Below are 11,750 nucleotides of genomic sequence, written 5' to 3'. Positions count from 1 at the left end.
ATCAACCACCTCCGCTATTCTGGAAGGATTCCAGACGCCTTCACTGCTCCATAGATGTAGCTCTCGACGTCTTCAGAATGAGGGATACGATGTACGAAATCGAGGAAAAATGTGCGAATTGCACCAATCAAGTAAAATGTTGGCCACTCACTGTACCCGCTTGGCTTGATTTTGTCGGTCCAGATGCGCCAAAAAAAAGGCAGCAGATCACAAAGCTTGGCGCCTTGTAAACAAGACTCCAGTAGATAGAATGATGAAGGCGTCTGAGAACCGAGCCAGGCTGTTGGATCGTCAAATATTAAAAGGATTTGTTGCAATTCATTGCGGGTTCTGACCCCATGGAATCGATACTCGGAGTTGAAAAATCGACCCTTAATGTGATCTGTCTCTGGACCAAAAAGTTTTTTCTGACGATCTTTGAGTTCAAGCGTTCCTACTTGTGTAACAAGCAGGTTAGTGCCTTGATGCAAAAGATCGTTGTGTAGACAAATGAGCCATCGCAGCTCCTGTAAGCTCAGATCCTGAGCCTCATCAATACATAGAATTACCTGTCGTTCCATATTTTGCCTAGAAATGATGTCAATTTGGCCCATCAGCTGTTCATATAGAGCAATTGCTGTTCGAGTATGCGTTATGTCTTTTCGCAAAGCCAAGAGTATCGCTGACCAGAACTTTTTGTCAGTTTTCCTTTGGTCTCTCTGCACTGAATAATAAATGAAAGGAACAGATCCTCCTGACCGAGTCGAGATGCTCTCTGATGCATATTTGATACCAGTCGTTTTTCCGACCCTTGGATTCCCGTAAACAAATCCACCTGGAGTTCCTACCCAGAGCCACTGCTGAACAGCAAGCATAAGATCTTCAACCTGAGGAGTTTTGAGCATAATTTTTGCTTCTAAGGAACAACCTTGGTTTCCACCGCTCACTGACATTGTCCAGGTCTCCATTCAATGGCGCTGATAGAATATTCCGATTGGTCCGCCAAGTATTTCTGATCTTCGGACGGGTTTCTATTCGTCCCGTTGCTGTCAAAAAGCGGTTTGATGTTCCGAATTCGCATGTATTCCCGGATCGCTTCTGGATTATCAATTCCTTTTTCTAGGTGCTCAGTGTATTCGGCAATGGGGTCGCCGACTGAGAATCTATCAAGCAGTCCAAGTTTTTTTATCTTCTTTAACGTTCTCTCGCTTAGTGGTTCTGAAAGGAGTCGACGTGGGGCATGTAGGCGACCAATGAACGTTCCATCTAACTCGTATGCGTCTGCAGACCGTATGTCGAGAAGATTGTATTTGACGTAGATCTGACGTCCGGAAAATGAGGGAGCAAGACTCGGCCCCATATATCGGTTGTAGAGCAGATTCACATGCGGAGTAAGGCCGTTGTAAAGGTGCACCTTGCATCTGACGGTTTTGATGAATGGAGATGATTGATCAAACCATGACTTGTTAGCTTGCACAGGTAAGGCGCCTTCTTCGATCGATCGCTTCAGATATTCGACTGGAGATAAATTCTGCAAATAGTCTCGTGGAAGGTTGTTATGGTGCGCGATCAACTTATGAACGATTCTCAAAAGAGTCAGGTTGGTAAGGTGTGGGACTCGTTTTCTACGCTTGGAAGGCTCGCGACGGTGATCATTGATCCCAGTTCCGGCCGTTGACGGAAGCGTGTGTATGTGGGCCTCAAGCTCTCTGAATGTCGATTCGACAAGCTGTCGTGCAAGTGGATGAGCGGGAAGACCATGGACGATTGCGGCACCGAAACGGTTCACAATCAGATTGCTCACGGTATGGGCGTAGTGAGCCATCGCGTTATCAACACGAATTTCCCGGGGGATAATTCTTAGTCTGGGATCAAAGTCGGCTGGAACAGCCGGGATCATTGGCTCTTCGGTTCTTAGGAGACCCTGATCAAGAGCGTCGCTACCTCGAAAGATCATGTGTAGACAATGCAAAACGCTCTCTTGTGAGGGATTTCGCAAGTAATCGTATGCGTATCCTAAAATCGCCGTACTCGACTTTTCTATTGCCAGTCCAAGCCAGAAGCGCGGGATTCGAATCGCTCTCATCACTCTTCGGGCACGGTCGGGCATCACATCTGAGCTTTCTACATCGATTTTATGATGATCAAACTCAACTATCCCAGGCAGCAAAAAGCCAAAATTGACCTCATCTTTTTTCGGACCAGCCCTAGAAATTCGATTGAACCGGCTATCAAGAATCTCTGATTTACAACGGTGATAGCACTTTCTTAAAGACTCGAGCCCCTGGCTCGCGGTGCAAAACGGGTAGTCATCCAGCCCATACCCTTTTTTCCTCAGCATGGCCAAAATCTCCTCATGGAGACCTGCCATTGTTAGATGTCGCTGGTGGGGTGCATGTCGATCTGCGTTTGAAATCGACTTGCGGATGTGCACCTCAATCTCGGGGTTATCCTGCAAAAGGCGACCAAATTGGCCGCGAAAGCCGAGCGCGGAGCCACTGGCCGGCAGCGGCTTGGAGGTAGCGATTCGCGTATAAGGAACAAGGGCAGCTGTCAGTGCAGGCAGTGGCTGAGTTTCAGAGGTTTCAAGCGCCCGCTTAAGGAGTTTGCTGACTGTTGACGGCGCCAAGCCAGTTGCTTTGCCAGCTGAATAGATGGTCTGCCCACCCAAAACCAAAGCAACAGCTCGCTTTCTTTTCTTGAAGATCTTTATCTCTGACGGCGTCAAATTCTCAAGATTCACGGCTGACCAATGCGAGATGTTACTAAGCTCTGGATTCATCGCCAATACTTGCCGCCAGCTCATAATATACGGGCCTTCATTCTGGCGTTGAGAGGCTCAATTTTGATGTCCGGAAATTCAAGACGATGGCAGTGGGCTAAGACACAGAAAGCACCAATGAAAGCTGCCCGCGGTATATGCCGGAACTGGGCACTCAGATCGTCAATGGAAAGCGTTTTCCACGAGAGAAATTGAGACCTGATCAGATCTACAGTCTGTTCGGTTGATGGGTCATCATGAAAAAGCGAAACATACTGGCAGATCAGCAGCCAATTCTCAGCCTCAATAGATCGCGCATAGATAGAATCTGTGAGTACGAGCGCATAGGTCATCCCTAGCTTCTTCAAGGTCGCTGTCGCCTGCTGAACGGGTCGACCTTGTGCTTTCTCCGCTGTAGTTACCTCGTAGACGTGCTCACTGTTGTCCGTTCTTTGGACATAGAAATCCGGTCGATAAGACTTTCTTTTTCCAATAGGGGGATCCAGTCGGAGGTCAAACGGTTGGGGTACATATCGTTTGACTTCTCGATCAGCTTCTAGAAGCGCGGCAAAATAGAATTCGGCGCGGCTTTCGAATCGGCTGATCTGCGCGGTGTGACCGGGCATCCAGCGGTGATGCAGGTTCAGGCTGATCTTCTTTTTGCGGCTTATCGGTCGTTGATTCGGTACGATCACTCGTTTCCTCCACTAGGCTGTCGTGAGACAAAACGCTCTCGCAACCCCCGTTGAAAAGGGTTGACTTCGGTTAGGGGAGGGTAGAGAATCAAAGGGCAACGTCGCGGTGATTCTAATATCCCGCCCCAAAGCCCGGGCAGCTCCAATTGCCCGGGCTTTTTTATTTGCTGTGTTTATAAAATCGTGATACGCTTATTTTTTGAGAATAGTTTCGTGAAAAATAAAAATACGTCGACTATCACTTCTCTTAGCAGAGTTTTATTTTGTCTAATTAAGAATACATTTTTTATCACATATAGAAATGCTGATCTAGTCAAAAATATTCTGAATTTGTCCGTATGTTAAAAATGTTTGACAAAAAATAAAGCATCTGGTATAAAAAAGCATGTTTCGTTATAAAATCACCAATGTCGCGGAAATCCTGGAGGTTCCCGCAAGCAAGCTCCGCTACTGGCGTCAAAACATACCGGGGGCATGGGATCGTCGGGAAGACCAGAGGTTAGTGTGGCCGGAGCTTTTGAGCCTCGCGGTTATTGCACGTTTTAGCGAACAGGCAAGATTAGAGACAGCTGTCTTCGCGGGATGCTTCGAGACGCTGGTCAATCTTCTGTGTGGATATCATCCGATAGACTTGTTCGATCAGCGGTTGCTCTTCAATCCGAATCAAGGGTTGTTTGAGATTGTCTCGGTTGAAGAGAACGTTTATGAGAAGCTGGCTTCGGGGGATTGGGTGGTTAGCCCGCTGGGCGAAATCGTTCGGCAGATTTTCGACTGTTTGTTTTCTACGGAACTCGGCGACGAGGAGAAAAGCCATTCGGTCGCCAGTTCACCCGAGACTGAAAAGCTCAAACCTGCGGCCTGAAAGTCTGTTTCCACGAACTTATGTTAATGTATATTAACAAAGATAGAAGGCCGAAATAGGGCAATAATTGCAGGGAATTTCACGGCCTAATAATGGAAGGCGAAATCGAAAATCTGAGAACGCTCCTGGTACAACCGGAGCCGGACCAGTTGCTACCGCCGTCCATCATTCAGCTAGACCAAAACGTTGTTCGCAAACTCGACCCAGATAGCTGGGACTTTCCGGCTCAGCTTCGGCTGGATCCTGCCGCGCATTATCTGTTGTCGCTTCGGTCAGCAGCGAGCCGTCGGACCCAAGCGGCTCATCTGAGAAAGCTCGCTCGATTTCTGGGCGCAACCGATTGGCACCAAATCGATTGGGCTGGATTGGGGTATTCGGGCGCCAACGCAGTCCTGGCCAGACTGGCCGCCGACGAGCCAACCGCTGCGGCGTTCAACGGCGCGCGGGCCGCGCTCCGCGGCGTTTTCCATCAGGCATTCATGTTAAACCACATTGGGCACGAGGTCTTTCTTCGCGTGCAATCGATCAAGGGCGAGCGCGTTCCTCGAGACAAAGAGCCTGCTGGGCGATATTTGAGCTCTGGCGAGCTCGAGCTGCTGCTTTCAAACTGTAATGACGATACCAATCGCGGCCGTCGTGATTCCGCCATTGTTGGGTGCCTGGCTTTTGCGGGCTTAAGAAGGTCGGAAGCCGCCGCGCTCGAAATCGACGACATTCAGTTGGGACAAGAGATCCGAGTCCGTCGCGGAAAGGGTCGCGTGTCACGAATGATTCCTATGATCGCGCTGGCGACCAGGCTCCTAGAGACGTGGATGCAAGTTCGGGGGATTGGCCCAGGGAGTTTGTTTCGGCGAATCAGCTGGAAGGACCGAATTCTCGACGGCGGCATCACAGACCAAACCATCTACGACGTTGTACGCGCCAGGAGCCCCTTGCATCAAGTCTCTCCGCACGATCTTCGTCGCACCTTTGTTTCGAATTTGCTAGCAGCGAGCTTGGACTTAAATGCCGCGAGGCGACTTGCCGGCCATTCAAGCACCGACACAACGGCTATTTATGACCGCCGGGCTGAGATCGCAGACAGATTGGCGATGGAGAAACTTAGCGAGAAAAGCGCCGAACTAGGCGCTTGATCCTCATCACAGACCAGAATCCCGCTGCGGGGCGTTAGTGCGGATCGTTGTGCACGAATTGTTTCCGGGGTTTGTTGGAGGTAACGAATTGTTTCCATGGTTAATTTGATTGTTGCCGGGGTTGCTTGGGAAAAGTTTCCGGAATTACTTGTTCGTGTAGCCACGGCTAAAGGGTTAAGATTCGTGTCGGCCTAGAGTTCGCATAATGTATATTATGTAAAATAATAGAAGATCCGAGCTGCAGCTGGCGAGCGGTACAATGAGCGCATGGACAAGGAATTCTGGCATCAGCGCTGGCAGGCTGGACAGATCGGTTTTCATACCCCCGAGGCGCACTGGGCGTTGCTTGCGTACTGGCCTGAGCTCGTACACCAGATCGACGAGCCGGTTTTGGTGCCGCTGTGCGGCAAGACACTGGACATGCGCTGGCTGTGCGAACGAGGCCACCCAGTCACCGGGATCGAGCTGAACCCGATTGCCGTTCATGATTTTTTCGCGGAATGGAAGCGTCGACCCACGCCCATCGAACAAGCCGATCAGGCCTTAAGCGGCCTGGAAGCCGACGGCGTTTCGTTGTGGCAAGGGGATTTCTTTGCCTTCAAACCCGCCACAGCCTACCGCGCATTTTACGATCGGGCCGCATTGATCGCGCTGCCGCCAGCCATGCGCAAGAGTTACGTAGAACAGCTTCGAAAGTGCCTGGCCAAGGGTTCCATCGGGCTTCTTGTCACTCTGGAATATGATCAAAATCTGAAGGGTGGACCACCTTTCTCAGTTTCATTCGAGGAAGTTGCGGAGATGACTGGATTCGATTCAGTGCCGCTGGAGCGGCGCGACGTTCTGGACGAAAGCTCGAAGTTTCGCGCTCATGGCATCACGAGCCTGCACGAGACCGTTTACCGCCTCACCGCTGTTTGACCCGTTTATACTCAAACTCGCACCGTTCGGAGACACATAGCCCCATGCCTTCATTTCCGCAGCCTTTTTATCGCTGGCGTCCGCACCCCTGGCACGGCCTGGAGGTCGGCAGAGAACCACCTTATCTGTTGCACGCCTACATCGAAATCACACCCTTCGACACCGTCAAGTACGAAATCGACAAGAAAACCGGTTACCTGCGCGTCGATCGGCCCCAGCGAACCTCGTCCCAGCCCCCTACCCTGTATGGCTTTATTCCCCGGACCTTTTGCGGTCAGCGCGTCGGCGACCTGATCCCGGCGGCCAAGCGCGGCGACGGCGATCCGCTCGATATCTGCGTGTTTTCCGAGCGCCCGATTACCCGTTCGGAGGTTTTGCTCAACGTCCGCGTAATTGGCGGACTGCAGATGATCGACGACGAGGAAGCCGACGACAAGATTGTCGCCGTGCTCGAAAACGACCCGCTGTGGGGTGATGCTCGGGATATCAGCGAGTTGCCCGACAGCCTGGCAGAGCGCCTTCGTCATTACTTTTTGACCTACAAACTGCTTCCGGGCGAAGCCACCACCACCCACATCGACCAGATCTACGGCCACGAGCACGCCAGCAAAGTCGTCAAGGCCTCGATCGAGGACTACATCGACGAGTTCGGCGACTGACCGGGAGACGAATAGCGGTTGACCAATGGGCGCGATTTCGGGATAATTCCGCCTTTACCGTTCCCCGGTAGCTCAGTTGGTTAGAGCGGGTGACTGTTAATCACTAGGTCGTTGGTTCGAGTCCGACCCGGGGAGCCAAGAAAATCAGGGGGTTAGGGAGTTCTCCCTAGCCCTTTTTTCTTTGGGAACCGCTTTCGCAGGTTTGCCATGTATCCCTGGGTTCATCGCCGCACCTGCGCCGCGGCCCAAAACCTGGGGCCAAGCATGCGGCGCTGGCGCTGTAACATGCCTCAGTCCCGCGGCGTTAGCTTCAGCAGCCGCCCCTGGCTTTCGCCGCGCTCGTCCTCAAGCGCCCAGACGCTGCCGTCCGGCGCCTGCTCGATGGCCCGTATGCGCGCGCCCATGTCGTAGCGCTCGAGTTCGGTGGCATCCATGCCGTCAAAGCGGATGCGCACGATGGCCTGGGAAGACAGTCCGGCGGCGAATGCGTCCCCGCGCCAGTCATTGAACAACTCGCCTTCGTAAATCATGAAGTCGCCCGGAGAGATTACCGGGGTCCAGGTGATCACCGGCTCGGTGAACTCTGGGCGGGTGTCGTGATCGGGCATCTCGCGCCCGTCGTAGTGATCGCCGTTGGAGACCACCGGATAACCATAGTTGGCGCCACGCACGATGCGGTTCAGCTCATCGCCGCCGGCCGGCCCCATCTCGATCACCCAGAGCTGGCCGTCGGCATCGAAGGCCATGCCCAGGGGGTTGCGGTGGCCCAGGGTCCAGATCTCGTCGTAGGGGCCGACCCCGTCAACCAGGGGTTCGTCTTCGCGGTAGTTCACGAAGGGATTGTCCGACGGGATCGAACCGTCCTCCTCGAGGCGCAGGATCTTGCCCATGTTGCTCTGCATGTCCTGCGCCGGCGTGAATTTCTGGCGGTCGCCGGAGGAGATCCACAGGTAGCCCTCGTCGTCGAAGGCCAGCCGATGGCCGTAGTGGCCGTCGTCGAGCACCTTCGGATACTGGCGCCAGATGACCTCGGCATCGGCGAGCCGGCCGCCGCGATCGCCAAGCTCGAGGACGGCGCGCATGACCGCAGCCCCGCGGGTATCGCCGATTCCGCTTTCGGCGTAGCTTAAGTAGATGATGCCATTATCTGCGTAATCAGGGTGCAGGATCACGTCGCCCAGCCCGCCCTGGCCGCCATAGTCCACGTCCGGCAGGCCTTCAACCGGCCGCGACTGCTCACCCGCCTGCGACACCACGCGCAGGTTGCCCTTCTTCTCGGTGACCAGCATGCGACCGTCGGGCAGGAAAGTGATGGCCCACGGTTCGTCGAATGAGGTGATCGGTTCGATCGAGAACGGCGCCTCGTCCTGAGCCTGGGCGGTGAAGGCAAGCAGGATTGCGAGCAGCGCCAGCGGTGCGGATCGTCGGTTCATGGGTGGCCTTTCGTTGTTGAATCAGACCACCACCTTAACGAATACGGCGTCGGCATACAGGAAAGACCCGCAATGCAATCACGCGCATGGGTCGCGTTTGAATGCCGATCGGATGCTTCAGGCCCGCGCCAGCAACTCGCTGCTGGCCAGGGCTGCGCCGAGGTGGGCCAACCAGAACTCGGGGGCATGTTGCATGGTGCTTCGCCCCACGCTGATCTCGCAGATGCTGTTGCCGTGATCGTCAACAGCGCGCGGTTTCGGCAGCACGATCACGTCGTGCTGCGCGCTGTATTCGGCGGTCGCCTGCATCAAAGCCTCCGGCGCAAGCCCGATATGCAGATGAAACATGGCCGCCTGCGGCACAGGCGGATTCGCCTGCACACCGGGAAGGCTCGCCAGCAACGGGCCCAGGGTCCGGGCATAGGTCACTGCATCTGAAATGCTGGCCAGGTTGTCCTCGATGCCCTGCTCCGCCGCCAGGATGTAGGGATAAAAAGCGGGCAGATTGCCGCCGGCGCGTCGGGCCCAGACTTTCGCCTCGGCAATGAAGTCGGTTTCGCCCGCCAGCACCGCGCCGGCGATCCCGCCGATGTCCTTGTACAGGCTGACATAGACCGAGTCGGCCTGGGCGCTGATCTCGGCCAGGCTTCGACCGTAGTACGCCGGACAATGCCAGAGGCGAGCGCCATCGATATGAACGGCAACGTCGTGACGGTGCGCCCAGTCGACCTGGGCCCGAAGATCGTCCCACTCGGGAAGCTGGCCGCCGATCTCGCGCATCGGCAGCTCGAGCACCAGCGCGGCCAGCTCTTCCGGCGCCGACACGTGAAGGTCAGCAAGCGTCAGAACTTGTCGAGGATGACCGAGCAGCTGCCCCGTCAGCCCCCAGAGCGCCTGGTAGCCGTCCTGTTCGTGCAAGACCAGGTGCGATGTCGGATGCAGGCCAATGCCGGTCTTGTCGCGCCGGTCGGCATGAATCTTGAGCGCCAGCGGTTGCGCCAGGGTGCCGCTGGGCAGAAACACCGCCGCCGGCTTGCCCAGCATCGCAGCGATGCGGTCTTCGAAATCCTCCACCAGCGCACCCGTACCGTAGACGTCGGGAGCCTTCTCTCCTTCTGCTCGCGCGGCGAGTCTTTGCAGCGTGCTGGCCATGGACTCCGGTGGATGACGGACGATACAGGCGGTCATGGATACTGGCACTCTTTAAGCGTGGTTGCGAGGGGTAAGGCAAGGCCCGGTCAGCGCACAATCGAGCGGCCACGACTATAAGACCAGCTGCCGGGCGGCGTCCAGCCCGGTCGCCATGTCGGCGTCGTTGCTGGAAAAACCGGCTGGTTTTCGCTGCATAATGGGGTCAAACCCACAGCGGAACCTGCTCATGCCCACCATCCAGGCCTACGGCGCCCAGTCCGAAACCTCGGCCATCGAGCCGCTATCGATCGATCGCCGCGCCCCGCGCCCCGACGATGTGGCCATCCGCATCGACTACTGCGGGATCTGTCATACCGACATCCACTTTGCCCGCAACGACTGGGGCCGGACGGTCTACCCGGTCGTGCCGGGCCACGAGATCGTCGGCACCGTGACCGCGGTCGGCGGCGAGGTGACCGGCTTCAAGCCCGGTGATCGCGTCGGCGTGGGCTGCCTGGTCGATTCCTGCCGCGAGTGCTCAGCCTGCGAGGAAGGGCTGGAGCAGTATTGCGATGCCGGCTTTACCGCAACCTACAACGGCGAAGACCGTCATGACGGCTCGGTCACGTTCGGCGGATATTCGGAAGCGATCGTGGTCAGCGAGCGCTTCGTCCTGCGCATGCCGGAAAAGCTGGACGCGGCCGCTTCTGCCCCGCTGCTGTGCGCCGGCATCACCACTTATTCCCCGCTCAAGCACTTCGGCGTCGGCCCGGGCGACCGGGTCGCGGTGGTCGGCATGGGCGGGCTGGGGCATATGGGGGTCAAGTTCGCGCGCGCCCTGGGTGCTGAGGTCACGCTGTTTACGCGTTCGGAATCCAAGCGCGAAGAAGCGTTCCGGCAGGGCGCGCACAAGGTCGTGATCTCGACCGACGACGACCAGATGGACTCAGTCGCCAATACCTTTGACTACATTCTCGACACGGTCCCGGTTGCGCACGATCTCAACCCCTACGTCAACGCCCTCAAGCGCGACGGGACGCTGATCCTGGTCGGGCTGCTTGAGACGGTGGAGCCGCCGCTGGATGCCGGCGCCGTGGTCTTTCGGCGCAAGCAGGTGGCCGGATCCCTGATCGGCGGCCTGCCCGAGACCCAGGAAATGCTGGATTTCTGCGCCGAGCACGACATTGTCTGCGATATCGAAATGCTCGACATCGGCAACATCAACGAGGCCTACGAGCGGATGCTGCGCTCCGACGTGCGCTATCGCTTCGTCATCGACATGGACACGCTGCGCGCGGGAGCCAATGCATGAACGACAGGCAATTTGACGACGAGTATCGCCTGCGCCGCCATCGGCAGTTCGTGCTGGAGCTGGAGCGCGAAATCGGCCCGATCAACCGGCAACTGGTGCACGAAGACATGCCCCGGCTGACGCGGGCGCACTGTCTGGAATTGGCCACGGTGGTCGCCCGCAGTCGGGCGACCTACCTCAATCTTGCTCTTAAGCTGGGTCAGAGCAGCGCTGACCGGCTGCCGGACGATGACCGGATTCTGGAACTGCGCGAGGCCCGGCGGCGGTTCGAAGAGCTACGCGATGCCTTTACCGCCCTGGAGCGGGCCATCGAATGCGGTTACGTCGACATTGAGCTGGACGATTGATGACCCAATCGATGACCCGATCGCTAATCAGGTAATCACCGTCACCGGGCTCTCGGCGTGGCGCAGCACCTTGTCGCTGACGCTGCCAAGCATCAGCGAGCGCATGCGCGACAGGCCGCGGCGCCCGATAATGACGAGCACCGAATGATCGTCTTCGGTAAAGCGGATGATCTCTTCGGCGGGATCGCCGACCGAGGTTTCCTGCTCGACCTTGTCGATCATGGCCTCACCCACGCCTTTGCGGGTCTTGTCGAAGGCGCGCTGGGCGGCGGCCTGGGCGGCCTGGTCGATATCGGTACGAGACATCCCGGCAATACCGATGACTTCGACCGAGGCGGCCGGAAAAACGTAGAACAGACGAACGCCGATGTTCATGGCTTCGGCCATTTCCATGGCAAAGGTAGCGGCCCTGATTGAGTTTTCCGAACCGTCGACCGGTACCAGAATCTCCCTGATGTGTTCGCTCATGATGTGCTCCTCGCATCCTGTTGCAGGATTGCAGCAAGCGCTGCACCCTCAT

At 56.2% G+C, this 11,750-nt stretch carries 12 protein-coding genes and 1 tRNA gene; 7 read left to right on the top strand and 6 right to left on the bottom strand.

The annotated features are described in order from the left end of the window. Window positions 1-14: 14 nt before the first annotated feature. From G3I74_RS03315 to G3I74_RS03305, 3 genes are read right to left on the bottom strand one after another with little or no spacing between them, the layout of a single operon-like run. Entirely contained in the window at window positions 15-926 is a 912-nt protein-coding gene (locus G3I74_RS03315; protein WP_164210141.1) for an AAA family ATPase, read from the bottom strand. Further along, window positions 923-2,722 (bottom strand): hypothetical protein, encoded by a 1,800-nt coding sequence (locus G3I74_RS03310; RefSeq protein WP_164210140.1) that lies wholly within the window; start codon window positions 2,720-2,722, stop codon window positions 923-925. Before G3I74_RS03310 ends, G3I74_RS03315 begins: the two co-directional genes overlap by 4 nt. A 59-nt stretch (window positions 2,723-2,781) precedes the next feature. Further along, a complete protein-coding gene (locus tag G3I74_RS03305; RefSeq protein WP_164210139.1) occupies window positions 2,782-3,435 on the bottom strand; it encodes a hypothetical protein in 654 nt (217 codons plus the stop codon). 385 nt (window positions 3,436-3,820) lie between these two features. Here G3I74_RS03305 and G3I74_RS03300 point away from each other — a divergent pair, with 385 nt between their 5' ends. The 5 genes from G3I74_RS03300 to G3I74_RS03280 all read left to right on the top strand — a co-directional run bounded on the left by G3I74_RS03300 (window position 3,821) and on the right by G3I74_RS03280 (window position 7,145). Further along, window positions 3,821-4,297, top strand: a complete 477-nt coding sequence (locus G3I74_RS03300; protein WP_164210138.1) for a MerR family transcriptional regulator — start codon at window positions 3,821-3,823, stop codon at window positions 4,295-4,297. 92 nt (window positions 4,298-4,389) lie between these two features. Further along, window positions 4,390-5,430 (top strand): tyrosine-type recombinase/integrase, encoded by a 1,041-nt coding sequence (locus G3I74_RS03295; RefSeq protein ID WP_164210137.1) that lies wholly within the window; start codon window positions 4,390-4,392, stop codon window positions 5,428-5,430. 267 nt (window positions 5,431-5,697) lie between these two features. After that, window positions 5,698-6,348, top strand: coding sequence for a thiopurine S-methyltransferase (locus G3I74_RS03290; RefSeq protein WP_164210136.1), 651 nt, complete (start codon window positions 5,698-5,700; stop codon window positions 6,346-6,348). Window positions 6,349-6,392: 44 nt separating this feature from the next. Then, complete coding sequence (locus tag G3I74_RS03285) at window positions 6,393-7,007, top strand: inorganic pyrophosphatase (RefSeq protein ID WP_164210135.1); 615 nt, start codon at window positions 6,393-6,395, stop codon at window positions 7,005-7,007. Window positions 7,008-7,068: 61 nt separating this feature from the next. Next, window positions 7,069-7,145 (top strand) — tRNA-Asn (locus G3I74_RS03280). Between the two features lie 152 nt (window positions 7,146-7,297). On the opposite strand, the gene G3I74_RS03275 is transcribed toward G3I74_RS03280, so the two are convergent. Both G3I74_RS03275 and G3I74_RS03270 read right to left on the bottom strand, forming a co-directional pair. Then, on the bottom strand, window positions 7,298-8,440 hold the full coding sequence (locus tag G3I74_RS03275) for a PQQ-dependent sugar dehydrogenase (RefSeq protein WP_164210134.1): 1,143 nt from the start codon (window positions 8,438-8,440) through the stop codon (window positions 7,298-7,300). Between the two features lie 117 nt (window positions 8,441-8,557). Continuing rightward, a complete protein-coding gene (locus G3I74_RS03270) occupies window positions 8,558-9,628 on the bottom strand; it encodes a threonine aldolase family protein (RefSeq protein WP_164210133.1) in 1,071 nt (356 codons plus the stop codon). Window positions 9,629-9,818: 190 nt separating this feature from the next. On the opposite strand from G3I74_RS03270, the gene G3I74_RS03265 reads away from it, so the two are divergent. Together G3I74_RS03265 and G3I74_RS03260 are read left to right on the top strand one after the other, a co-directional pair. Beyond that, a complete protein-coding gene (locus tag G3I74_RS03265; protein WP_164210132.1) occupies window positions 9,819-10,883 on the top strand; it encodes an NAD(P)-dependent alcohol dehydrogenase in 1,065 nt (354 codons plus the stop codon). Then, window positions 10,880-11,230: a hypothetical protein gene (locus G3I74_RS03260; protein ID WP_164210131.1), complete on the top strand. Its 351-nt coding sequence runs from the start codon at window positions 10,880-10,882 to the stop codon at window positions 11,228-11,230. Before G3I74_RS03265 ends, G3I74_RS03260 begins: the two co-directional genes overlap by 4 nt. A gap of 27 nt (window positions 11,231-11,257) precedes the next feature. Here G3I74_RS03260 and G3I74_RS03255 read toward each other — a convergent pair whose 3' ends face one another. Further along, window positions 11,258-11,698 carry a universal stress protein gene (locus tag G3I74_RS03255; RefSeq protein WP_164210130.1) on the bottom strand — a complete coding sequence of 147 codons (441 nt, stop codon included), beginning with the start codon at window positions 11,696-11,698 and terminating at the stop codon, window positions 11,258-11,260. Window positions 11,699-11,750: the final 52 nt, after the last annotated feature.

Source organism: Wenzhouxiangella limi (genome assembly GCF_010499265.1).
Lineage (GTDB): Bacteria > Pseudomonadota > Gammaproteobacteria > Xanthomonadales > Wenzhouxiangellaceae > Wenzhouxiangella > Wenzhouxiangella limi.
Note: the sequence above shows the minus strand (reverse complement) of the source record. Positions and strands in the feature narration are given on the sequence as shown.

Excerpts from the sequence above, each read along its gene's own strand:
- G3I74_RS03300 (WP_164210138.1), top strand. The coding sequence starts at position 3,821 with ATGTTTCGTTATAAAATCACCAATGTCGCGGAAATCCTGGAGGTTCCC.
- G3I74_RS03295 (WP_164210137.1), top strand. The coding sequence starts at position 4,390 with ATGGAAGGCGAAATCGAAAATCTGAGAACGCTCCTGGTACAACCGGAG.
- G3I74_RS03290 (WP_164210136.1), top strand. The coding sequence starts at position 5,698 with ATGGACAAGGAATTCTGGCATCAGCGCTGGCAGGCTGGACAGATCGGT.
- G3I74_RS03285 (WP_164210135.1), top strand. The coding sequence starts at position 6,393 with ATGCCTTCATTTCCGCAGCCTTTTTATCGCTGGCGTCCGCACCCCTGG.
- G3I74_RS03275 (WP_164210134.1), bottom strand. The coding sequence starts at position 8,440 with ATGAACCGACGATCCGCACCGCTGGCGCTGCTCGCAATCCTGCTTGCC.
- G3I74_RS03270 (WP_164210133.1), bottom strand. The coding sequence starts at position 9,628 with ATGACCGCCTGTATCGTCCGTCATCCACCGGAGTCCATGGCCAGCACG.
- G3I74_RS03265 (WP_164210132.1), top strand. The coding sequence starts at position 9,819 with ATGCCCACCATCCAGGCCTACGGCGCCCAGTCCGAAACCTCGGCCATC.
- G3I74_RS03260 (WP_164210131.1), top strand. The coding sequence starts at position 10,880 with ATGAACGACAGGCAATTTGACGACGAGTATCGCCTGCGCCGCCATCGG.
- G3I74_RS03255 (WP_164210130.1), bottom strand. The coding sequence starts at position 11,698 with ATGAGCGAACACATCAGGGAGATTCTGGTACCGGTCGACGGTTCGGAA.